The sequence below is a fragment of the Arthrobacter silvisoli genome (assembly GCF_003369445.1).
Taxonomy (GTDB): domain Bacteria; phylum Actinomycetota; class Actinomycetes; order Actinomycetales; family Micrococcaceae; genus Arthrobacter; species Arthrobacter silvisoli.
On the sequence record NZ_QRCU01000059.1, the window covers coordinates 92,951 to 112,880 of the forward strand.

At 67.0% G+C, this 19,930-nt stretch carries 22 protein-coding genes; 8 read left to right on the plus strand and 14 right to left on the minus strand.

Translation table 11 applies throughout. The features are described 5' to 3' along the window. Positions 1-212 precede the first annotated feature (212 nt). Positions 213-926 (plus strand): queuosine precursor transporter, encoded by a 714-nt coding sequence (locus DWV11_RS13775; protein WP_115789486.1) that lies wholly within the window; start codon positions 213-215, stop codon positions 924-926. Between the two features lie 111 nt (positions 927-1,037). On the opposite strand, the gene DWV11_RS13780 is transcribed toward DWV11_RS13775, so the two are convergent. The 10 genes from DWV11_RS13780 to DWV11_RS13825 form a co-directional block, all read right to left on the minus strand. Then, positions 1,038-1,715, minus strand: coding sequence for an LOG family protein (locus tag DWV11_RS13780; protein ID WP_115789487.1), 678 nt, complete (start codon positions 1,713-1,715; stop codon positions 1,038-1,040). After that, positions 1,699-2,442, minus strand: coding sequence for an ABC transporter ATP-binding protein (locus tag DWV11_RS20250; protein ID WP_115789488.1), 744 nt, complete (start codon positions 2,440-2,442; stop codon positions 1,699-1,701). The genes DWV11_RS13780 and DWV11_RS20250 overlap by 17 nt, the downstream gene beginning before the upstream one ends. Continuing rightward, positions 2,439-3,545 carry an ABC transporter permease gene (locus DWV11_RS13790; protein ID WP_115789489.1) on the minus strand — a complete coding sequence of 369 codons (1,107 nt, stop codon included), beginning with the start codon at positions 3,543-3,545 and terminating at the stop codon, positions 2,439-2,441. The genes DWV11_RS20250 and DWV11_RS13790 overlap by 4 nt, the downstream gene beginning before the upstream one ends. 48 nt (positions 3,546-3,593) lie before the next feature. Beyond that, positions 3,594-4,253: a methyltransferase family protein gene (locus DWV11_RS13795; protein WP_115789490.1), complete on the minus strand. Its 660-nt coding sequence runs from the start codon at positions 4,251-4,253 to the stop codon at positions 3,594-3,596. Then, entirely contained in the window at positions 4,243-4,557 is a 315-nt protein-coding gene (locus DWV11_RS20670) for a DUF2933 domain-containing protein (RefSeq protein ID WP_115789491.1), read from the minus strand. Before DWV11_RS20670 ends, DWV11_RS13795 begins: the two co-directional genes overlap by 11 nt. A gap of 74 nt (positions 4,558-4,631) precedes the next feature. Continuing rightward, the gene (tgt, locus tag DWV11_RS13805; RefSeq protein ID WP_425452063.1) at positions 4,632-5,957 is read right to left on the minus strand and encodes a tRNA guanosine(34) transglycosylase Tgt; all 1,326 of its coding nucleotides are present in this window, start codon (positions 5,955-5,957) and stop codon (positions 4,632-4,634) included. 33 nt (positions 5,958-5,990) lie between these two features. Continuing rightward, the gene (locus tag DWV11_RS13810; RefSeq protein ID WP_115789492.1) at positions 5,991-6,713 is read right to left on the minus strand and encodes an SRPBCC family protein; all 723 of its coding nucleotides are present in this window, start codon (positions 6,711-6,713) and stop codon (positions 5,991-5,993) included. 48 nt (positions 6,714-6,761) lie between these two features. Further along, on the minus strand, positions 6,762-7,760 hold the full coding sequence (locus DWV11_RS13815; RefSeq protein WP_115789493.1) for a DUF6707 family protein: 999 nt from the start codon (positions 7,758-7,760) through the stop codon (positions 6,762-6,764). A gap of 109 nt (positions 7,761-7,869) precedes the next feature. Then, positions 7,870-8,409, minus strand: coding sequence for an NUDIX hydrolase family protein (locus tag DWV11_RS13820; RefSeq protein ID WP_115789494.1), 540 nt, complete (start codon positions 8,407-8,409; stop codon positions 7,870-7,872). Positions 8,410-8,508: 99 nt separating this feature from the next. Continuing rightward, complete coding sequence (locus DWV11_RS13825) at positions 8,509-8,955, minus strand: hypothetical protein (protein WP_136017906.1); 447 nt, start codon at positions 8,953-8,955, stop codon at positions 8,509-8,511. An 87-nt stretch (positions 8,956-9,042) separates the two neighbouring features. On the opposite strand from DWV11_RS13825, the gene DWV11_RS13830 reads away from it, so the two are divergent. Together DWV11_RS13830 and DWV11_RS13835 are read left to right on the plus strand one after the other, a co-directional pair. After that, positions 9,043-9,426 carry a VOC family protein gene (locus DWV11_RS13830; RefSeq protein ID WP_245953641.1) on the plus strand — a complete coding sequence of 128 codons (384 nt, stop codon included), beginning with the start codon at positions 9,043-9,045 and terminating at the stop codon, positions 9,424-9,426. Between the two features lie 16 nt (positions 9,427-9,442). Then, positions 9,443-10,102, plus strand: coding sequence for a hypothetical protein (locus DWV11_RS13835; RefSeq protein ID WP_210725753.1), 660 nt, complete (start codon positions 9,443-9,445; stop codon positions 10,100-10,102). A 201-nt stretch (positions 10,103-10,303) separates the two neighbouring features. Here DWV11_RS13835 and DWV11_RS13840 read toward each other — a convergent pair whose 3' ends face one another. Continuing rightward, entirely contained in the window at positions 10,304-10,978 is a 675-nt protein-coding gene (locus tag DWV11_RS13840; protein ID WP_115789497.1) for a VOC family protein, read from the minus strand. 51 nt (positions 10,979-11,029) lie between these two features. Between DWV11_RS13840 and DWV11_RS13845 the strand changes: the two genes are divergently transcribed. Then, positions 11,030-11,638: a YdeI/OmpD-associated family protein gene (locus tag DWV11_RS13845; RefSeq protein WP_115789498.1), complete on the plus strand. Its 609-nt coding sequence runs from the start codon at positions 11,030-11,032 to the stop codon at positions 11,636-11,638. Positions 11,639-11,647: 9 nt separating this feature from the next. Here the strand turns inward: DWV11_RS13845 and DWV11_RS13850 are convergent, their stop codons facing one another. Further along, positions 11,648-12,775, minus strand: a complete 1,128-nt coding sequence (locus tag DWV11_RS13850) for a glycoside hydrolase family 76 protein (RefSeq protein WP_115789499.1) — start codon at positions 12,773-12,775, stop codon at positions 11,648-11,650. Positions 12,776-12,870: 95 nt separating this feature from the next. Between DWV11_RS13850 and DWV11_RS13855 the strand changes: the two genes are divergently transcribed. Continuing rightward, entirely contained in the window at positions 12,871-13,662 is a 792-nt protein-coding gene (locus DWV11_RS13855) for an SDR family NAD(P)-dependent oxidoreductase (protein ID WP_115789500.1), read from the plus strand. Beyond that, the gene (locus DWV11_RS13860) at positions 13,659-14,942 is read left to right on the plus strand and encodes an acyl-CoA dehydrogenase family protein (protein ID WP_115789501.1); all 1,284 of its coding nucleotides are present in this window, start codon (positions 13,659-13,661) and stop codon (positions 14,940-14,942) included. Before DWV11_RS13855 ends, DWV11_RS13860 begins: the two co-directional genes overlap by 4 nt. Before the next feature lie 14 nt (positions 14,943-14,956). On the opposite strand, the gene DWV11_RS13865 is transcribed toward DWV11_RS13860, so the two are convergent. Continuing rightward, positions 14,957-15,613, minus strand: coding sequence for a LysE family translocator (locus DWV11_RS13865; RefSeq protein ID WP_115789502.1), 657 nt, complete (start codon positions 15,611-15,613; stop codon positions 14,957-14,959). Positions 15,614-15,631: 18 nt separating this feature from the next. Continuing rightward, positions 15,632-16,468: a DUF1684 domain-containing protein gene (locus DWV11_RS13870; protein ID WP_115789503.1), complete on the minus strand. Its 837-nt coding sequence runs from the start codon at positions 16,466-16,468 to the stop codon at positions 15,632-15,634. Positions 16,469-16,581: 113 nt separating this feature from the next. Here DWV11_RS13870 and DWV11_RS13875 point away from each other — a divergent pair, with 113 nt between their 5' ends. Together DWV11_RS13875 and ppc are read left to right on the plus strand one after the other, a co-directional pair. Then, positions 16,582-16,884 carry a hypothetical protein gene (locus tag DWV11_RS13875; protein WP_136017907.1) on the plus strand — a complete coding sequence of 101 codons (303 nt, stop codon included), beginning with the start codon at positions 16,582-16,584 and terminating at the stop codon, positions 16,882-16,884. A 118-nt stretch (positions 16,885-17,002) separates the two neighbouring features. Further along, positions 17,003-19,801: a phosphoenolpyruvate carboxylase gene (ppc, locus tag DWV11_RS13880; protein ID WP_115789505.1), complete on the plus strand. Its 2,799-nt coding sequence runs from the start codon at positions 17,003-17,005 to the stop codon at positions 19,799-19,801. Positions 19,802-19,930 lie beyond the last annotated feature (129 nt).

Here is a 19,930-nt window from a genome sequence, read left to right on the forward strand (position 1 = left end):
AACGCTCGCAAGCTCGCGTCGGGGCCCTCGGGACGACGCTTAGCGCGTGCTTGAGGACTCCCTGCTGTGAGGCGCGCTTTGCGTCCCTTGCTGCCGCGGAAGGACGTAAAGCGGGCCTCGCACGTTAGCCTGGGGGACGTCCAGTGCTAATACAGCGGGGCGCCGTGTAGCTGCCCGGTGCCTGCGCGAACCACGACGAAACGGATGCACCCTTGACCACGCCTTCCGGCAGCCCTGCCCTTAGCGACCGTGCCCTGAAAGCCGCTCCGCGGTTCGCCTCGACCGGTTCCCCCTACTTCGCGATCTTCCTGGCCGTCATGGCCGTGGTGCTGATCCTGTCCAACATCGGCGCCTCCAAGGGCGTGGTGCTCGGCCCGATCGTCACTGACGGCGGCTTCTTCCTGTTCCCGCTGGCCTACATCCTGGGCGACGTGGTGAGCGAGGTCTACGGCTTCAAGGCAGCGCGGAAAGCGATCGTCACCACGTTCGCGCTCTCCGCCTTCGCTTCGCTCTGCTACTGGGTCATCATCGCGCTTCCCGGCTTCGGCGACGAGTACGGCAACGCCAAGCAGGCTGCCATCGAGGGCGCACTCGGCCCGGTGCCGTTGATCGTGCTTGCGTCGCTCCTGGGCTTCTTCGCAGGCCAGACCATCAACTCCTGGATCCTCGTGAAGATGAAGGAACGCAGCGGCGAAAAGTCCCTGTGGGCACGGCTCATGGGGTCCTCGGGCGCCGGCGAATTCGTGGACACGCTGATCTTCTGCAGCATCGCGGCCTCCGTGATCGGCATCGCCGACTTCGGGACCTTCGTCAACTACGTGGTGGTGGGTTTTGTCTACAAGACCGCCGTCGAGTTCCTCTTCGTGCCCGTCACCTCGCTGGTGATCGGCTGGGTGAAGAAGCGCGAACCGAGCTACGGGGCATAGAGGCGATTCACGCCGGCCCTGGACTCCTTGGCCCTCCGGTACAGACGGCGGTGCCGCCTACTGGCATGGACCGGGCTCACCGGCGCCAAGTCTCTTTCATGCGTGGCTGCTTCAGAGGGCGAGTTGGCGCAGGTGGCATTGATGAGCCAGCTCCGCGGCTTCGTCAAGGTCGTCCGTGACCTTCAGCAGACGGATGTCATCGGGGGCGATGAACCCTTGGTCCTGGAGACGCTTCTGCATCCACGACATGAGCCCTGACCAGTGGCCGGTGCCGATCAGAACCACAGGGAACTCGTGGATTTTTCCGGTCTGGAGGAGCGTCAGGGCTTCAAAGAGCTCATCCAACGTGCCGAAGCCGCCGGGGAGGACGACGAAGGCCGAGGAGTATTTGACGAACATGATTTTCCGGGCGAAGAAATAGCGGAAAGTCATGGACAGGTTCAGGTAAGGGTTGAGCGGCTGTTCCAGCGGCAGCTCAATGCCAAGGCCGACAGAGAGGCCGCCTGCTTCTGTCGCGCCGCGGTTGGCAGCCTCCATCAGGCCGGGCCCTCCGCCGGTGATGACGGCGAAGCCGGTTTCGGCAAAGCGGGACCCCAACTGGCGGGCGGTCAAGTAGAGCGGGTCTACCGGCGTCGGCCGTGAAGATCCGAAGACGGCGACTGCCTTCCCCACCCGGCCCGAGAGCAAGCGGAATCCGGCGTCAATTTCGGTCCTGATCCGCTCCATCCGGGCGGCATCTTCGGCCGGGTCGGCCAGTACGGCGAGGAGCTCTTCATCGGTCATTTTCATGGGAACGCGGCTCCGGAGCGTGCATGCGGCAGTGCTGGTCGTGCTCACCGGGTTCTTCTGCAGTGAGTCTGCCGTCTTCAATGGTGACGACCCGCTTGGCTGCGACGCGCAGGCGCTGGTCGTGGCTGACGATGATGACAGCCCTGTTTTCGATGCAGGCCGTCTGGCACAGGAGGAGGGTGACGTCCCGGCCGGTCTTCCCGTCGAGGTTTGCGGTCGGTTCATCGGCGAGGATCAACCGGGGCTCGTTCGCGAGGGACCGTGCGATAGCTACCCGCTGTTTCTCGCCGCCGGAGAGGTCCCTCGGAAGACTGCGCAGACGATGTCCGAGCTGGAGTTGTTCCAGGGCCGCGCGTGCCTTCATCCGTGCCTGTTTCCTGCCCGCGCCCGCGGCGATCAGGGGCATCATGACGTTTTCCTCCGCAGTCAGGGCCGAGAGCAGATTGAAGGTCTGGAAAACGAATCCGAACTCGCGCAGGCGCATGGCCGACAACTGGGAAGGGCCGAGGTCCGCCGTGTCCCGTCCGGCGATGAGGATCCGTCCCCCGGTGGGACGCATGAGGGTTCCGATCATGGACAACAACGTTGTCTTTCCGGATCCGGACGGACCCATCACCAGCACAATGTCCCCCGCATCGACAGTGAGGGATACGTGCTCCACGGCGGCGACCGCCGTGTGGCCGGTTCCGAAGGTCTTGCTCACGTCCTGGACAGCGACAACGCTCATGATCGGAACACCTCGGCCGGGTCGATACGGGCCAGGCGCCGGACCGGCAGCAGCGAGGACACCACGGCCATGGCCACGGTGACGGCGAAAATCCAGCCGGCATCCCACCAGCGGATTTCCGTGATGAACTCCGGCACGTAGCTTCCGGCGGCCGCGCTGACGGCCAGGGCCAGGCCGGCACCGAGGAGATAGCCGAGAACCGCTGCGGTGATCGCCTGTTCCACGACGACGGCGTAGAGCTGCAGGTTTGTCACCCCGATGGCCTTCAGGACCCCGTATTCCCGGGCCTTTTCGATAGTCGAGGTGAAGATGGTCAGGCCGATGACGGTCATGCCCACGGCGATGCCGATCAGCAGCAGCACCAGGATGATGGGCAGGAACGTGTCCCTGACGATGTTCGTGTTGTTTTCCACGAACCTGTCCTTGGTGATGGCGTCCACCGCAGGGTCGGCCTCGATCCGTTCAGCGACGTCGCCCGCGTTGCTGCCGGCCTTGACGGTCACGAGGAAGAAATTGGTTGCACCGGGAAGCTGGAGAATGCTCTCTGCGTCCTCTTTGGTGGTGAACGCGAAGGAGAAGCTGAGGATGTATCCGCCTTCCGAATAGCCAGCCACCTTCAGGGTGCGGCCCGCAAGCGGGATGCTGTCGCCGATGCGCAGGTTTTCGCTGCGCGCCACCACCCGGTCGATGATGATCTCGCCCTTGCCGGGCACGGGCTTTCCTTCCACGACCCGGGCGGGTGCCCCGACGTTGTTTTCCGTGTCATCGGCGATGACATAGAGATTGATGTCCCTGCCGTTGTGTTCGAAAGCGACCCTGCGGCCGCTGAACGGCTTTGCGGCAGCGACGCCGTCTACGGTGGCGATGCGCTCGCCGACGGTCAGCGGAAGCACCGAGGGTGTATGGAACATATCGGTGGCGCCCGTCTGGGTGATCCAGTAATCGGCCGGAACGGTGCGGATATACTCGCCGATCTTATTGCTCCAGCCCTGATACAGGCCCTGGATGCTCATGATCAGCAGAACGCTGAAGGCGACCCCGCCAACGCTGATCAGGAGCCGGGTCTTCTCTTGGACCAGGTTCTTCAAGGCCAAGAACAGCATGCCCCTTTGCCTCCGCCCGCTCCGGATCCGCGGCCGTTCCCGCAGCCGCTAGGGCTGCCCGGTCCCGGCGTGCCGGCGTCGGCCCAGGCGCGGAAAGAACCCGGGCACCTGCCGGCAATAGGCTGCATAGCTTTCGCCGAATTCGGTAGCCATCATGCGTTCCTCGCTGCGGGCCAGGCGCAGATAGACGACGACGAGGACCGGGAACATCAGCAGCGTCAGCAGCGTGGGCCACTGCAGCAGGAACCCGGCCATGATGACCAGGAAGCCAAGGTACTGGGGATGCCTCACTATGGCGTACGGTCCGGCGACTGCTAACCGGTGGTCGCGCTGTGCTGCGAAGAGGACCTGCCAGGCACGGTACAGCAGGATGAAACCCGCTGCGATCAGCACACTGCTCAGCAGGTGCAGCGGGCTCAGATGCGGATCCCCCTGCCAGCCCGTCAGGTCCTGCCACAAATGTCCGGAATTATGAGTCAACAGGTCCACTCCCGGGATGACGCTGCCCAGCCACCCGGACAGGAGGTAGATCGTCAGCGGGAAGCCGTACATCTCGGTGAAAAGCGCCACGATGAACGCCGAAAACCCGCCCAGTGCCCGCCAGTCCAGCCGTGTCCTGGGCCGGACAAAGCTGAAGGCGAAAATGATGAACACCGCCGAATTGATGATTACCAGCCACCACAGGTTGTAGCCGTAGTCAGTGGACATGTCCGCTCCCTCCCGGGTGAGTTGGCGGCACGGAACCGCCCGAACGGCCCTGCCCGCCGTGTCCGGCGTGGCCTCCGTGACCGCGATGCATGAACACGTGCATGCCCATCATCAAAACGACCCAGAGGTAAGGCGAAGCGTCGAGGATGTGAACCCAGTGACTGCTGACAAGGTAGATGGCTGCGGCGCCAATGACGGCGACAAGCAGGGTTTGGGTCCAAGGCCAGCCGGACCCGGCCGGGCGCGGTTGCCGGTGCGTCGTGCGGTTTGGAATGCTGGCCACACCCAGAGTGTTGCTCAGCACCGTGCGGGCCGGTAGGGGCTAACGGCCTTGCTCAGAATGCAGTCCGGACCCACTGAAGCTGCGGTCCCGGCCGGCTAGGAGTAGTACCGGCCCAGGGTCTCGGCCTTGAACTCGAAGAAGTCGCCGGATTCGATGGCGCCGCGGGCGTCGTCCACCATTCTCACCACGAAGCGTTCGTTGTGGATGGAGATCAGGGTGGCCGAGAGCATCTCCTTGGCCTTGTACAGGTGGTGGATGTAGGCCCGGGAGTAGTTCAGGCAGGTGTAGCAGTCGCAGCCCTCCTGCAGTGGCCCGAAGTCGGCCTTGTACTTCGCACCCGAGAGGTTGAAGCGGCCGTCCGCGGTGTAGAACGCCGAGTTGCGGGCCACCCGGGTGGGGGAGACACAGTCGAAAGTGTCCGCGCCGTTTTCGATCGCCGTGAAGATGTCGTCCGGCTCCGAAATGCCCAGCAGGTGCCGCGGTTTGTTTTCGGGCAGTTCCTCGTTGCACCAGCGCACGATCGTTCCCAGGTTTTCCTTCTCCAGCGCCCCGCCGATCCCGTAGCCGTCGAACTCCATCGCCCCGAGGTCCCGGCAGGCCTTGCGGCGAAGGTCCTCGTACTGCGCCCCCTGGATGACTCCGAACAGGGCCTGGTACGGCTTCCCCTCCCGGGAAAGGGTAAGCCGCCGGTGCTCCGTGACGCAGCGTTCGGCCCAGCGGCGGGTGCGTTCGAGGGACTCCTCCTGGTAGGCACGGGAATTCTGCAGGGTGGTCAGCTCGTCGAAGGCGAACATGATGTCCGCGCCGATCTGGTGCTGCACCTGCATGGAGATCTCGGGCGAGAAACGGTGCCGGTCCCCGTTCAGGTGCGACTTGAACCAGACGCCCTCCTCGTCCACATGGGCCAGGCGTTCCTTGCCGGGCGCCACGGCATCGTCCGGTATGGCCGCGTCCGCGGCAGACACAGTCTTCATATCGATGACCTTCTTGAAGCCCGAGCCCAGGCTCATCACCTGGAATCCGCCCGAGTCCGTGAAAGTGGGCCCGTCCCAGTTCATGAACGCGCCGAGCCCGCCGGCGGCGTCGAGGATATCAGGGCCGGGCTGCAGGTACAGGTGGTAGGCGTTGGCCAGCACGGCCTGCGCGCCGAAGCCCCGGATGGACTCCGGCAGCACGGCCTTCACCGTGGCTTTGGTCCCGACGGCGATGAACGCGGGCGTCTGGATGGTCCCGTGCGGCGTGGTGATGGTTCCGGTGCGGCCGAGGAATTCGCCGCCGTTGCCCTCCCGCTGTTCCGGTGCCGGGGCACAGCTTTCGGAGAGGCGAGTCCCCACCGAAAACGAGAACTCAGCCTGGCGTCCCGCAAATGGAGCGACCAAGGATGTGGCAGGGGTATCAGGCAGGACGGAATCGGCTGGCACCGTTACAGTCTGCCAGCCGATCGCTGGGAAGTGTCAGTGCGCCGGCACCTCTGTGGGGTAGTTCTCAGCCTTCCAGTTGTCCCAATGGGAGCGGACCGCGTCCAGCTGGTGCGCACCGAGGTCGTAAGTGGACGCAATGACCATCGCGCCGCCGTCGGGCCTCTTCTCCGGGATCGCCTGCTGTTCGGCCACGATCAGCAGCCCCTCGCCGTGCTCGGCGTAGTTGTGCACGGTGACGCCTACTTGGTGCCGGGTACGGAACCAGACCTTGCCGAAGATCGCCTCGCCCGTGGGCAGGGTCAGTTCGTACTCTTCGCCCGGTGCCGGAAGATCGTTCAGGCCCAGCTTTTCAATGGCCGATCCGCCGCCAGGGAGGTTGACCACGTGGGTACGCCGGTGCCCGTGCGGGTGCCGCTCCAATGCGAAGCGCAGCTGGTGCAGGAATGTCAGCCAACCCTGGGTGATGTCCTCGTCGAAATCGGCCCATTCGGAATCGTGGTCCAGCGCGGCCCGGGTGACCCGTACCTCGGTGCCGCCGGTGACCGGGTGCAGCTCGAATTCGTCGCCGCCGTTCACCGTGAGGCTCGTGTGGTCCGGGCCCTCGACTACCTGGGAACTGAAGTAGATCTGGTTGATTTCATCGCTGAGTTCGTCGCTTTCCCAGCCGTGCCACTGGGCTACCCGCGACGGTTCGCGCAGCATGGTCCAAACTTGCTGCGCGTCGGCATTTACTACAACGCTCAGATTGTTCGTCATGGCCCCGAATCTACTCTCCATCCGGTGGCGGCAAAAGCCTTGACAACGCTAGGCGCGGACCGCCTCGAGCTCGTTGGCCAGGCGGTGGTCCAGTTCGCTGATCCGCAGGGTCTCCGAACCGCCGTGGGCGCGCAGGAAGAGCAGCGATTCGAAGCGCAGCAGCCGCCATTCGCGTTCGGCGTCGCGGTTGCCGTTGTCGATGGAGCGGAAGATTTCCTTGTCGTACAGGTTCGGTTCGTTGAGCGCCCGCTGGCGAACCCGCGCGGCGATCCGGGCCCGGAACGGGTCGGTCTCCAGGGAGTCCGGGGCCTGGAGCATCTGGGCGTAGGCCTCGGCACGCGCTTCCTGCCCGAGTTCCCGGCAGATGAAGCTGGACAGAGCCAAGGCACGCTCCACCGAGGCCCAGCGGTCCCTGTTGCCGTCGAAGGGCAGCACATTCAGCAGGTCGGCGACGGCAAGGGCATTGTCCGGGTCGCGGAGCTGGATGAAGAGGTCGTGTGCGAGGTCGCTGATGTCCCGCAGGCAGCTGCCCGACTTCGTGTTCACGCCCTTGACCAGGCGTTCGCTCAGCACGGCGACGCCGTTCCGCCCCGGATGCGCCTCCGCCGCGGCGGCGATCACGGCCTCCGGTGTGCCGGACGGTGCGGGGATGAGGGCGAGCTGGGCCGCCGTCGGGGCGTTCATCGACGGGGGAGCGGCAGGAAGCGGAGGGACGACGACGGCGGGTGCGGACTCCGCGGGAAGCTCACCGGCGGGCGCGTCGTCGCCGGAATCCCGGTCACCGGCGTCGGGCGAGTTACCGGCGGGCCCGTTGACAGCGCTACGGGGTTCGCCCACCGGGACGGCGGAGCCGAAGGCGATACGGACGCTACCGCCCTCGGACGTGGTCGCGATGACGAGGGCCGGCACGCCGAAGTCGTCGTGTTCGAGCTCGATGCCGGTGATCTCCTCCGCGGGGCCGTTGCCCGGGAGGTAGAGGTAGTCGCCGGTTTGCAGGGCCCCAGCCTGCTTTTCACGGTATTGCTGATCGGCCGGGCTGTGGGTCATCGCCAAAAATCCTTTGCTTGGGGTCCGCCCACCAGTCTATAGAACGGGCACCCCCGGGCGCGGGAGGCATTCCGGCCATGTGGAAAGCCGTGGAAGTCCCGGGCTTCGGCTACAGGCCGACCCCGGCGAAAGCGAGGGCCTGACGGACCAGGTTGCCGCGGCCGCCGTCGAACTCCTGCTGGACCTCTTCGCTGAGCACTTCCTCCGGGGTCATCCAGGTCAGTTCGAGCGCGTCCTGGCGCGGATCGCATTCGCCGGTCACCGGGATCACGTAGACCAAGGACACGGCGTGCTGGCGGTCGTCCGTGAACCCGGTCTGGGAAGGGGCCGGGAAGTACTCGGCCACGGTGAACGGCACGGGGCTGATGGGCAGCTGCGGGAAGGCCAGCGGGCCCAGGTCCTTTTCGATGTGGCGCAGCAGCGCGGCCCGGATGGTCTCCCGGTACAGTACGCGGCCGGAGACGAGGTAGCGCACCATGTTGCCGTCGGCATCGCCCTGCAGGAGCGTGCCCACCTCGTTGACGAAGCCCAAGGGATCCAGCCGGACCGGGACCGCCTCGACATACACCATGGGGAGGCGTCCGCGGGCCTCGAACAGGTCCTCGGGGGACAGCCAGCCGGGGTTGGGGTCGGGGGTGCGCAGGTTCATGGTTAATTTCTACCGTATCCGCCGCCCGGCGGGCCGTGTTTGTCCACGGGCCCTGCCCAAACGGCGGGGTTTACGACGGGCAGGATTCAGCGACAGGGTTCAGACCTGGGTGGACAGTTCGTGCCGGGTGAGGGTCAGGTACGCCTTTCCTTCTTCGACGCGGCTGATGCTGTCCGCGGCCGCGTACGTGTCGCCGGCCAGGAAACCGCGGGAATCGATCTTGATGTAGCCGGAATGGAACAGCCTCCGCGCCATCAGTTCGGGGACTTTCGGTTCCCGGCCGAAGACGGAGTTCAGCCCGAGAGTGAGCAAGTCCGGCTCGGAACTGACGACGGCTTCTTCGAATATCTCCGCCTTTTCGTTGGGCGGAACGACTTCCTCAACCCGGCCGATGATTTCCCCCGAGCCGTCAACCACCGGCATCCCCTTCGAAATGGAATCCAGTATGCCCACGATGTCCTCCTCTGCTGCCCGCATGGCATCCTTCGCCATGGCTGCCACGGGCGCCACAGGGATCCGGACGTGCCGCACCGTGGACATTTTCATTACGTCACCGTCGCGCCGGATGGTCAAGGGGTGGTTTCGGCGCCCGGCCCGACGCCGTACCATCAGTAGCGTCGCAGGTTTCCAGGAATGGAGGAACACATGCAGCTGGGCGCTTTCTCGATCAGCCTCAATGTCAGGGACATCCATGCCTCGGCCGGGTTCTACGAGAAACTTGGCTTCGTCCGTTTCGGTGGCGACATCACCCAGAACCGGCTGATCCTCAGGAACGGCCAGACCGTGATCGGCCTCTTCCAGGGCATGCTCGAGAAGAACTCCCTGACCTTCAATCCTGGGTGGAGCCAGGACGCGCAGGCGCTCGACAGTTTCACCGACGTGCGCGAGCTCCAGCGCACCCTCAAGGCCCGGGGCGTCGAGTTCGTCGCGGAAGCGGACGAGGGCACCACAGGTCCTGCGAGCTTCATCGTCCTGGACCCCGACGGCAACCCGATCCTCGTCGACCAGCACGTGTGAGCTGACTTCCGGGGCCGTGGGAAAAGTCCCTGCTGATCCTGCGCTGGGCAGGCGCTTCCTTACCGGCTGGATCTTCTGGGTCACCCTGGGGGAGTCAGTGGGCTTCCTCGCGCCCGCCGGAGTCCAGCTCCTGGCCGGCGCCGCTTGGCCGGAGGCTCTCACTCCACTTCTCATCCTGGCGGGTTTCTGTGAGGGCGCCGTCCTGGGCTGGTTCCAGGCGCGGGTTCTGCGCCCCCGTCTCCCGGGGTTGGTGACGGGGCGCTGGGCGCTCCTGACAGGGACGGCGGGAGCCCTCGCGTGGGCGCTCGGCCTGCTGCCCTCCTCTACCACCGCCTGGCAATCGTGGGCCCTGCCGTCGCAGCTCGCCGCCGGAGCCGTCCTTGGCCTCCTGCTGCTGTGCTCCCTTGGCCTCGCCCAGTGGATCGAACTCCGCCGCCACCTGCCGGCAGCCTGGGCATGGATCCCGGGAAGCGCCGCGGCTTGGTGCGCCGGACTGGCCGTCTTCTTCGCCGTATCCACCCCGCTCTGGGAGCCTGGCCAGGACCCGTGGCTTGTCGCCGCGATCGGAATCCTGGGCGGCGTCGGCATGGCAGTAACGATGGCAATCGTCAGCGGACTCGTGATGGCCCGGCTGCTCGCACGGACCACAAGGGGTGGAGGTCCTCCTGGCCGCTAGATGGCCTTGCCGGGGGCATGCGACATCGTGGCGGGCCTGGCAGCCGCGGCGGCATACGCAATCCGGTTCCAGCAAGCACGGCGCCGGGCCCCTGATCAGCGTATGCCTGCGCCGCAAGCCTTACCGTTGCTACCAAACCGGGACTACCGCGCCCGCATGGACTGGGCCACCCCGGAGCCAGGGTAGGGAGGGCGGTGGGGACTAGGCGCTCGGAGCCTCCCGGACGGCGAACTCGCCGCCGTCCGGCGTCGCGACCAGCAGCGCGCCGCCGTCATCCCGGACGACAACGCCCGCTGAGACGAGCCGCTCCCGTAAACCGTCCAAGCCGCCGTCGTACTCGAATTCGAGGCCGCCGCCCGCCGCTTGGCCACCGGAGCGCACGGCCAGGATCCCGCCGTTCTTCGTGCTGAAGTCCGCCCCGTCCGGGGTTTCCCGGCGGGGCCGGGCACCGATATTGCGCATTTCCTCGGCGGCCCGTTCGACGCCGGGCGTCAGCCAGACCCCGACGACGGCCAGCGCCGTATCGGCGTCCGCGCACACGGCGCCGTGGGCGGCTTTGTCCGCGACGAAGCTGAAGCCGTCCTCTGCCGTGACCTGCACGGCGGTGCCGTGCGGGGTGTCGATGACCTCGGCCCGGGTGCCGTCGGCCACGGTGCGCCGGGCGAACTCCGCCGGGTCGCCGATCTCGACGCTGAACACGGTGGTGCCGTCCTCCACCGACCCCGCCGCGACGCGCTGCAGGGCGAGGCGGCCGGAGCCGGCGTCGAACTCGCGCCGGCCGCTGTCGTCCACGGTCTTGATCATGCCGAGCGCCCCCAGCAGGGGCTCCCAGGCCTCGGGGCGGGATGTGAAGTGGAGGGGGCGGACACGCAGCATGGCCCCAGCCTACGCCGCCCGGATGTCGGCGGCCGGAGGCAGAATGGGCACATGGCCGTTGAACTCGAAGAACTGCTGGTCAAGGATGCCGCGGAATGGCGGGCCTGGCTGGAGGCAAACCACAGCACCAGCCCGGGCGTCTGGTTGGTGCTGCACAAGAAGGGCGGCAACGTCACCGAGCTCGACTACGACGCCGCCCTGGACGAGGCCCTCTGCTTCGGCTGGATCGACGGGCAGGCGAAGCGGCGCGACGCCGAAAGCATGCTCCAGCGCATGACCCGCCGCGGCCCGCGCAGCCCCTGGTCGGAACGGAACACCGGCCACATCGCCCGTCTGGAAGCCGCCGGGAAGATGCACGACGCCGGCAGGGCCGCCGTCGACGCCGCCAAGGCCGACGGCCGCTGGGACCAGGCCTACGCGGGGGCTGCGGGGGCGGAGCTGCCGGACGACCTCGCCGCCGCGATCGCCGCCGTCCCGGAAGCGCAGGCCATGTTCGAGGTCCTCACCTCGGGGAACCGCTTCGCCCTGATCTACCGGACCACCTCCGTCAAACGCGCCGAGACCCGGGCCCGCAAGATCGCCGGTTTCGTGGAGATGCTGGCCCGGCACGAGGCGCCGTACCCGCAGAAGAAGATGCCGGACACTCCGCCTCGGTCTTAGCCATGCCGTTCAGCGGGTCAGGCTGGCTGCCGCCTCGAGCGCCATCCAGGCCTGCAGTTGCGTGGAAAGTTCGACGGCGGAGCCTGGCGGGTACGTTTGGCCTGCCGGCCGCAGGGGGTTGCTGGAGAAGACATGGATTCCTGGCGCCGTTTCCGTGCGCCCGTTCCAGAAGGCTGCCGCAGTTTCCAGCACCATGGCCCGGGCGGCGTCCTTGGCGTGCTGCGGGAGCCGGGCGTCGGCCGCGGCAAGCGCCAGATAACGGAGCAGGATCCCGGTGAAGAGTCCGCCGTCGCCGTCGCCATGGCAGCTCAGGACCGTGGTTTGTTCAGGCGTGGTTCCGTTGAGGGTCAGTCGCCGGGCGACCGCTTCGATGAGTGCAACCGCCCTTCGCAGGTTCTCCTCGCCGCCGAGTTCCAGCATTGCGCCGAGCACCGGGCCCTGGTTATAGGTATAGATGTCGGTCACGAGCACGGTGTCCGCGCCGTGGATCCGCAGGCCGTCCTGGTACAGTCCCGCTTCCGGGTCGAGGAGCCTGGCGTTGAGCCAGTCCAGCAGGCCCTGCGCCTGCCCGCGCCCGCCGGTGCGGGCGTAGTACAGAGCGACGGGGGCCGTGGCCGGGGTGTTCTTGAAGTCCCGCGCGGTGTTCCAGAACGTGCCTCCGCCCAGGTCCCCGGTGGAGGCGGAATCGAACTGCCGGGTGAGGTTTTCGCGGACCTTCGCGTTGCGCCGGCGTCCCGGTTTCCCGGTGGCTGCGGCAAGGTGGTCCAAGCGCAGGGTGGCCAGGGCGAGCCAGGCCATGTCATCGAAATAGTCGTTCTCGAAACGGAGGCGATTCCGCAGCCAAATGGCGGTGAGCAGCCGCGATGCCAGACAGCCGGCGCTCGGGCGGGAGGCGCCGTCGAACCTCACACCCGTGGCGAGCTCGCGGCGGCCGGTGTCCACCAGGCAGTCCACATAATGCGCCTGCCACCAGTAGTTCCACGGCTGCAGGAAGGCCTGGAGGCCGTTGTGGGGCCGGAACGAGGCGCCGAGGTGCGTGCCCGGCAGGAAGAAGAGCCGCTTGCCGAAGGCCCGCGTGACCGAGCAGGCGGCGGCGTCCGCGCGGGCTGCCAGGTCCGGTGTTTCTGCGGTGGCCATGGTCCCAAGCGTAGCCAGTCATCCGCCCCGGGCTGCGCAATCGATGTGATTCAGTTAACATGCATTAACGCAATGGCTTGCATCGAGGAGGATGGATGGACATCAGGGGCGCTGTGGCGTTGGTCACCGGCGGCGCATCGGGACTGGGAGCGGCGACGGCCCGAAGGCTGTTCGACGCCGGAGCTTCCGTGGTGCTGCTCGACCTTCCGTCGTCGTCGGGCGAGGCTTTCGCCGCGGAACTCAACGCCTCCGGCCCGGCGTCCCACGCGGTGTTCGTCCCCGCGGACGTCACCGATGAAGTGCAGGTGCAGGCCGCCGTCGACGCCGCCACGGCGCTCGGCCCGCTGCGGATCGTCGTGAACTGCGCCGGCGTCGCCACCCCGGGCAAGGTGCTCGGCCGCGACGGCGTGCTGCCGCTGGAAAACTTCACCAAGGTCATCCAGATCAACCTCGTGGGCACCTTCAATGTCATCCGATTGGCCGCGGCAGCCATGGCCGCTACCGAGCCCGTGTCCACCGAGCTCGGCGGATTGGAGCGCGGCGTCATCATCAACACCGCCTCCGTGGCCGCATTCGACGGCCAGATCGGCCAGCCCGCCTACGCCGCATCCAAGGGCGCCGTGGCCGCGATGACCCTCCCGGTGGCGCGGGAACTGGCGCGCTCCCTGATCCGGGTCATGGCCATTGCCCCGGGCATCTTCGAGACACCCATGCTCGCCGGGCTGCCGCAGGACGCCCAGGACTCCCTGGGCCAGCAGGTACCGCACCCAGCACGGCTTGGCCGCCCCGCGGAATACGCCAACTTGGTGGCGCACATCGTGGAGAACGCCATGCTCAACGGCGAAACCATACGGTTGGATGGCGCGATCCGGATGGCGCCGAAATGAACCCGGACAGCCCGGACGCCGCGGCGTTGTCCGATTCCCCGCCCGCTTCCCTGCCTTCGGCGGACTTCTTCGACTTCGAGTCGCTGCTCAGCGTCCAGGAGCAGCGCAAACTCCAGGAAGTGCGCGAGTTCCTGGCCAGCGAGGTGGCTCCGTACGCCAAGGACTGGTGGGACAAGGCCGAGTTCCCCTCGCAGCTGCTGCCCAAGCTCGGCGGTCTCCGGCTCAGCACCCCCACCCACCGCGGCTACAGCAACCTCTTCGCCGGCCTGGTGATCGCCGAGATGACCCGGGTGGACACCTCGATCGCCACCTTCTTCATGGTCCACCACGACCTCTTCGTGGAGTCGCTTTTCGAATTCGGCTCCAAGGAGCAGCAGGACCGCTACCTCGACGACGCCTCCAACCTCCGCACCACCGGCGCCTTCGCGCTGACCGAACCGGAGCACGGATCGGATGTGGCCGGCGGCCTGCAGACCACCGCCCGCCGGGTTGCCGGCGATCCTTCCGGAACCACCGACGACGGCGGCGACCACTGGGTGCTGAACGGCGCCAAGCGCTGGATCGGGAACGGGACGTTCTGCGACCACATGCTGGTCTGGGCCCTCGACGAGGCCGAACTCGAGGCCGGCCGCAAGGTGATCCGCGCCTTCATCGTCGACGGCAATCTGCCCGGGGTGACGCGCAGCAGGATCGAAAACAAGATCGCGTTGCGGACCGTGCAGAACGCCAACATCACCTTCAAGGACGTGCGGGTCGCCGAGTCGGACCGCTTCGCAGGGATCAGCACCTTCGAGGACACCAATTACCTGCTGCGCGGTTCACGCCTCATGGTGGCCTGGCAGGCCGTGGGGCAGCAGCTTGCCGCGTTCGACGTCGCCCGGCAGTATGCGCTGGAACGCCTCCAGTTCGGCCGTCCGCTGGCGAAGTTCCAGCTGATCCAGCAGCAGCTGGTGGACATGCTCGGCAACGCGGTGGCCAGCATGGGCATGATGGCAAGGATCGCCCAACTCCAGGAAGACGCCTACGTTGACGCGAAGGGGGAACGGCACGGCGGAGCGAGCATGGCGCAGGTGGCGTTGGCGAAGTCCTACTGCAGCGCCCGGATGCGCGAGACTGTGGCGATGGGCCGGTCCATCCTGGGCGGCAACGGTATCGTCACCGACTACCGCATGGCCAAGATCTTCGCCGACGCCGAGGCCATCTACACGTACGAGGGTTCCTTCGAGATCAACTCGCTGATCGTGGGCCGCAACGTCACCGGGGTGTCGGCAATTGTGTGAGGCGCCGGGGCGCGTTAGGTGTGCCGGGGCGCGAAGGTCTCCACGACGGCCACCACGCCGAAGGTGCCCAGCACGGTTCCGGTGACGCGGTCGATCCAGCGCCGGAACTGTGCACCCTGCAGCCATTTCCGGAAGAACTGGGCCGCCGAGATGATCGCCGCGAACCACACCACGGCCTCAAGGTTGCTCACTACGGAGAGCAACAGGCCCATCCAGACAGCGGGCACTCCGGGGACCAGGAACTGCGGGATCACGGCGATGCAGAACATGCCGTACTTCGGGTTGAGCAGGTTGGACACGAAACCCTTCAGCCAGGTCCGGTGCAGCGGTTCCAGGCTCAGGTGCGGCAAGACACTCGCCGGGAGGTCCGCGTCGGACGTCTTCAGGGAGGCGCGCCAGAGCCCGACACCCAGCCACAACATGTACGCGGCGCCGCCCAGCCGCAGCACGTCATAGGCCACGGTGGAGACGGTGAGGAGCGCGGAGACACCCGTGGCCGCGGCAGCACCCCAGACGAACGCGCCGGAGATCATTCCGAACGCCGCCATGTACGCGTGACGGCGGCCATGGGCGATCGAATACCGCAGCACCAGCGCGGTGTCCGTTCCCGGAATGACGGTGATGAGCGCGGCGATCGCCGCGAAGCCGAGAAGGGATTCCTGAAGGGTCACCTTCCAAGGATAAAGGGGCTAGATGATGCGTCCCGCCGGGAGCTTTTCGCCCGCTTCCACAGCGACGTCGATCGAGTTTCCGGCCACCGGCATGGGGCAGGTTCCATAGGGCGTGAAGGCGCTGGGGTAGTTGATGGCGCGGTTGAAATCGAGCACCACTGAACCGTCCGGCCGCGGGCGCGGCACGAAGACCTTGCGCCATTCGTCCGTGGTGTTGCCGTTCGTTTCGTCGTGGAAGGTCACGTTGAGGGCACCCAGCTTTTCCTCCTCGGCGTGCAGGCGGACCTCGTGCGGCAGGCCCGGCACCCGGAACACGATCTCGCCCACCGAACGATGCATACCGTCCACCAGCGGATTCGCCGTGCCGATCGGCACATCCACCGGTTCCGGGTAGGCCTCGAAGCGGCCCGTGACCACCCAGTCCGGGTTGTAGTCGAAGGTGGGGACCGCGTCGAACTCCGTCAGCACGGGCGAGGAGTCATCCCGGGTGCGGATGGCGTACTTGTCCGCGCGCATGGCCAGTTCCACCACCACCTGGGTGCCGTCCGCCCCGCCGTACTGCACCCACATGAGGGATTCCTCGTCCTGCAGGACCGCCGTGATCGTCCCATCCACCGGCTCGCCGGTTTCGACGAGCGTGAGGCCGTCGGCAGCGCTTGCGGTGAGGGTCGCCGTCTTTCCGTCGGTTGACCAGAGTCCCGGGGCGAGTTCGACGGCGGACGGCTCGGACTCGAGCCACTGGAAGGAGGTGAGGGTCAGCCAGCCGTGCGGGCTTGCGAGGGCGGCGTTGCGGCTGCTGCGGAACCGCTGCCACCGTTCGAGCTGGGCGTTGGTGGCGGGTGCTGTGGCGGTCATGGTTCCTCCGGTTGCTGGGCTGGCTGCTGCCTACAACCCCGCACCGGGCGGCGGCATTCCCGCCAGGGGCGGAGGCTGTGGTGCCGCGGTTCGCCCCGGCGTACGCTCGCTTCATGGGGATTGATGCGGTGGTGACTGTGCTGGTCTGCGTGGGTGTGGTGTTCGCGGCGATCTGGGCCGGCACCGCGATGGTCTCGCGCGGCGGCATGGCGAAGGGCGCCACCGGCACGTTAGGGAGTGTGCTGGGCATGATCGATCCGGCCACCGGTGCGCCGACGAAAGTCGAGGCCGCGGCCGCACGGGAGGAAATGAAACAACAACGGCACGAGGTCTATTCGGAAGGTCCGGGCGGGCACGGTGTGGACCTCATCGGCGGAAAGGTGACGCTGCCGGAACCCGATAGCAAGCTGCCTTAGGGAGAAACATTGCGGCAGGCGCAGGCCCTGCGGGTAGGATTTTCTGGACCCAGTAATCCGGCTCACAGTATCCAGCGCAGTGTACGGGCCACCACCATGTCCAGAGGTTGTTTTTCTTATGGTTGACACTGCACATTCAAGCGCCGATCTCGCCGCGGAACTCCGGGCGGACGTCCGCCGGGTTTCCACGCTCCTCGGCGAATCGCTGGTCCGCCAACACGGGCCGGAGCTGCTGGCCCTCGTGGAGCAGGTCCGCCTGCTCACCAAGGAATCCAAGGAAGCCGCCCGCGGCGGTGCCGACGCCACCGGCCCTTGGAGTGCGCACGACGTCGTCGCCCAGGTCCGCGAACTGCTCGCCTCCCTGCCGCTGGACGAAGCCACCGAACTGGTCCGCGCCTTCGCCTTCTACTTCCACCTGGCCAACGCCGCCGAGCAGGTCCACCGTGTCCGCGGGCTGCGCACCCGGAAGGAAAAGGACGGCTGGCTGGCCCAGGCGGTGGCCGACATCGCCGGCGAGGCCGGGCCCGGTGTCCTCCAGGACGTGGTCAACGGCCTGGACGTGCGGCCCATCTTCACCGCCCACCCCACCGAAGCCTCGCGCCGCTCGGTGCTGGACAAGATCCGCAAGCTTTCGGACGTGCTGGCCGAGCCCACGGAGGAAGGCACCTCCGCCCGCCGCCGCCAGGACCGCCAGCTCGCCGAAATCATCGACCAGATGTGGCAGACCGACGAACTGCGCCAGGTCCGCCCCACCCCGGTGGATGAGGCACGCAACGCGATCTACTACCTCAACAGCATCCTCGGCGACGCCATGCCGGAAATGCTCACGGACCTCTCCGAACTGCTTGCTGAGCACGGCGTCACCCTGCCCGCGCAGGGCGCCCCGCTGCGTTTCGGTTCCTGGATCGGCGGCGACCGCGACGGCAACCCGAACGTCACGGCGGCCGTCACCCGCGAAATCCTGCAGTTGCAGAACCAGCACGCCGTCCGCCTCAGCATCTCCCTCGTGGACGAGCTCATCTCCGTGCTGTCCAACTCCACCGCGCTGGTGGGTGCTGAACAGGAGCTCCTGGACTCGATCGCCGTCGACCTCAAGAACCTTCCCGGCCTGGACAAGCGCGTCCTGGAACTCAACGCCCAGGAGCCGTACCGCCTCAAGCTGACCTGCATCAAGGCCAAGCTGATCAACACCGGCCGGCGGGTGGCCTCCGGCAGCTACCACGAGCCCGGCCGCGACTACGCCACCACCGCCGAGATGCTCAGCGAACTCGAGCTGCTGGAGACCTCCCTGCGGAAGCACTCGGCGTCGCTCGTGGCCGACGGCGCTCTGGCGCGCGCCCGCCGCACGCTCGCCTCCTTCGGCCTGCACCTGGCCACCCTCGACATCCGCGAGCACGCTGACCACCACCACGACGCCGTCGGGCAGCTCATCGACCGGCTCGGCACCGAAGGCCCCTACGCGGAGCTCAGCCGGGAGGAGCGCTTCAAGCGCCTGAGCATCGAACTGGCGTCCCGCCGCCCGCTCTCCGGCCACCCGATTAAGCTCGACGGCGCCGCGGACGGCACGTACGACGTCTTCCGCAGCATCCGCCATGCCTTGCAGACCTACGGCCCGGACGTCGTCGAGACCTACATCATCTCCATGACCCGCGGCGCGGACGACGTGCTTGCGGCCGCAGTGCTGGCCCGCGAAGCCGGCCTGGTTGACCTGTTCGGTGCCGCCCCGCACGCGAAAATCGGCTTCGCCCCGCTGCTGGAAACGGTGGAGGAGCTGCGGGCCTCGGCCGAAATCGTGGACCAGCTGCTCTCCGACCCCTCCTACCGCGAACTGGTGCGCCTGCGCGGGAACGTGCAGGAAATCATGCTGGGCTACTCGGACTCCAACAAGGAATCCGGCGTGATTACCAGCCAGTGGGAAATCCACAAGACCCAGCGCAAGCTGCGCGACGTCGCCGCCAAGCACGGTGTGAGCGTCAGGCTGTTCCACGGCCGCGGCGGTTCCGTGGGCCGTGGCGGCGGACCTACCTACGACGCCATCATGGCCCAGCCCAACGGCGTCCTCGAAGGCGCCATCAAGTTCACCGAACAGGGCGAAGTCATCTCGGACAAGTACTCGCTGCCGGAACTGGCGCGGGAGAACCTCGAACTGTCGCTGGCAGCCGTGATGCAGGGTTCCGCGCTGCACCGCACCCCGCGCACCTCAGAAGACCAGCGTGAACGCTACGGCGAGGTCATGGAGACCATCTCCGACGCCGCCTTCGAGCGCTACCGCTCCCTGATCGACGACCCCGATCTGCCGGCCTACTTCATGGCCTCGACGCCGGTGGAGCAGCTCGGCTCGCTGAACATCGGCTCCCGCCCGTCCAAGCGCCCTGACTCCGGCGCCGGGCTGGGCGGCCTGCGCGCCATCCCGTGGGTGTTCGGCTGGACCCAGTCCCGTCAGATCGTGCCGGGCTGGTTCGGCGTGGGCTCCGGCCTGAAGGCCGCACGCGACGCCGGCCGAAGCGCCGAGCTCGTCGAGATGATGGACCGCTGGCACTTCTTCCGCTCCGTGATCTCGAACGTTGAGATGACGCTGGCCAAGACGGACATGGACATCGCGGGCCACTACGTCTCCTCCCTGGTCCCGGCGGAGCTGCATCACCTGTTCAAGGCCATCCGGGCCGAGTACGAGCTCACCGTGGCCGAGGTGGAGCGCCTCACCGGCGAGTCCGAACTGCTCGAAGCCCAGCCGACGCTCAAGCGCTCCCTGGAAATCCGTGACCAGTACCTGGACCCCATCAGCTACCTGCAGGTGGAACTGCTGCGCCGCGTCCGCGAGGCCTCCATCTCCGGGGCCGAGATCGACGAACGGCTGCAGCGCGCCATGCTCATCACCGTCAACGGCGTCGCTGCGGGGCTGCGGAACACGGGGTAAGTTCGTGGGGCCGGACGCGGCCCTTCCCGGTCGCTTAGACACGGCCGAAAGGCATCACTGCGGTCGCTGAGCGACCTACGTGACGCGTTCGACCGCGATGCGCTCCCCGGGAAGAGCCGCGCCCGGCCT

Excerpts from the sequence above, each read along its gene's own strand:
- DWV11_RS13840 (WP_115789497.1), bottom strand. The coding sequence starts at position 10,978 with ATGCTGCGTGTCCGCCCCCTCCACTTCACATCCCGCCCCGAGGCCTGG.
- DWV11_RS20250 (WP_115789488.1), bottom strand. The coding sequence starts at position 2,442 with ATGAGCGTTGTCGCTGTCCAGGACGTGAGCAAGACCTTCGGAACCGGC.
- DWV11_RS13830 (WP_245953641.1), top strand. The coding sequence starts at position 9,043 with ATGGAGGAACACATGCAGCTGGGCGCTTTCTCGATCAGCCTCAATGTC.
- DWV11_RS13845 (WP_115789498.1), top strand. The coding sequence starts at position 11,030 with ATGGCCGTTGAACTCGAAGAACTGCTGGTCAAGGATGCCGCGGAATGG.
- DWV11_RS13855 (WP_115789500.1), top strand. The coding sequence starts at position 12,871 with ATGGACATCAGGGGCGCTGTGGCGTTGGTCACCGGCGGCGCATCGGGA.
- DWV11_RS13820 (WP_115789494.1), bottom strand. The coding sequence starts at position 8,409 with ATGAACCTGCGCACCCCCGACCCCAACCCCGGCTGGCTGTCCCCCGAG.
- DWV11_RS13780 (WP_115789487.1), bottom strand. The coding sequence starts at position 1,715 with ATGAAAATGACCGATGAAGAGCTCCTCGCCGTACTGGCCGACCCGGCC.
- ppc (WP_115789505.1), top strand. The coding sequence starts at position 17,003 with ATGGTTGACACTGCACATTCAAGCGCCGATCTCGCCGCGGAACTCCGG.
- DWV11_RS13810 (WP_115789492.1), bottom strand. The coding sequence starts at position 6,713 with ATGACGAACAATCTGAGCGTTGTAGTAAATGCCGACGCGCAGCAAGTT.
- DWV11_RS13790 (WP_115789489.1), bottom strand. The coding sequence starts at position 3,545 with ATGCTGTTCTTGGCCTTGAAGAACCTGGTCCAAGAGAAGACCCGGCTC.
- DWV11_RS13850 (WP_115789499.1), bottom strand. The coding sequence starts at position 12,775 with ATGGCCACCGCAGAAACACCGGACCTGGCAGCCCGCGCGGACGCCGCC.
- DWV11_RS13795 (WP_115789490.1), bottom strand. The coding sequence starts at position 4,253 with ATGTCCACTGACTACGGCTACAACCTGTGGTGGCTGGTAATCATCAAT.
- DWV11_RS13860 (WP_115789501.1), top strand. The coding sequence starts at position 13,659 with ATGAACCCGGACAGCCCGGACGCCGCGGCGTTGTCCGATTCCCCGCCC.
- DWV11_RS13875 (WP_136017907.1), top strand. The coding sequence starts at position 16,582 with ATGGGGATTGATGCGGTGGTGACTGTGCTGGTCTGCGTGGGTGTGGTG.
- DWV11_RS13825 (WP_136017906.1), bottom strand. The coding sequence starts at position 8,955 with ATGAAAATGTCCACGGTGCGGCACGTCCGGATCCCTGTGGCGCCCGTG.
- DWV11_RS13815 (WP_115789493.1), bottom strand. The coding sequence starts at position 7,760 with ATGACCCACAGCCCGGCCGATCAGCAATACCGTGAAAAGCAGGCTGGG.
- DWV11_RS13870 (WP_115789503.1), bottom strand. The coding sequence starts at position 16,468 with ATGACCGCCACAGCACCCGCCACCAACGCCCAGCTCGAACGGTGGCAG.